Raw genomic sequence first — 554 nt, 5'->3', positions numbered from 1 at the left:
GGTAGATCAAAACGGATATCAATTTTTTGACAATTAACATTTAAATTCTGGCATAAGATTTTATTTAATGCGAAATTAATTTCAATGATAGCATTGTCGGAAGCAATTATCGTTGTCATATTATCTCCAATTCTATGAAATAGTTAAAATGCCAATCTGCCAGTTTTGTTTAATTCAAGTATCACAGCCCGTTCTATATGTTTATTTTCAATTTTATCACAGTTATCATCTGCTGATAATATTGATGATAATAAGGCAATGTTTCTGATATTCGCTCCGGTCAGATCAGTTCGTTTAGCCAGATGGTCAAAATTAATTTCATCGGATAATTTAAGTTGTTTCGGCCAAATGATTTGCCACATTTTTTTACGTAATGTTTCGTCGGGATAAGTAAAACGAGTAATAAAGGTAAAACGGCGATTAAACGCGCTATCCAAATGGCTGCGATTATTGGTGGCTAAAATGACTAATCCCGGATAATCTTCCAGTCGTTGTAACAGGTAAGAAACTTCAATATTGGCGTGTCTATCTTGGGCATTTTTAGTTTCACTGCG

2 pseudogenes are annotated in these 554 nt (G+C 33.8%); both read right to left on the bottom strand.

Annotation, left to right across the window (positions count from 1 at the left end):
- Positions 1–119 (bottom strand): annotated as a pseudogene (locus KZ793_RS00280) (DUF4255 domain-containing protein); the annotation flags it as partial.
- Between the two features lie 24 nt (positions 120–143).
- Positions 144–554, bottom strand: a pseudogene (locus KZ793_RS00275) (ATP-binding protein); the annotation flags it as partial.

The sequence above is a fragment of the Photorhabdus antumapuensis genome (assembly GCF_020387775.1).
Taxonomy (GTDB): Bacteria; Pseudomonadota; Gammaproteobacteria; order Enterobacterales; family Enterobacteriaceae; genus Photorhabdus; species Photorhabdus antumapuensis.
The sequence above is the reverse complement of the archived record's forward strand: the minus strand, read 5'-3'. Positions and strand labels throughout refer to the sequence as shown.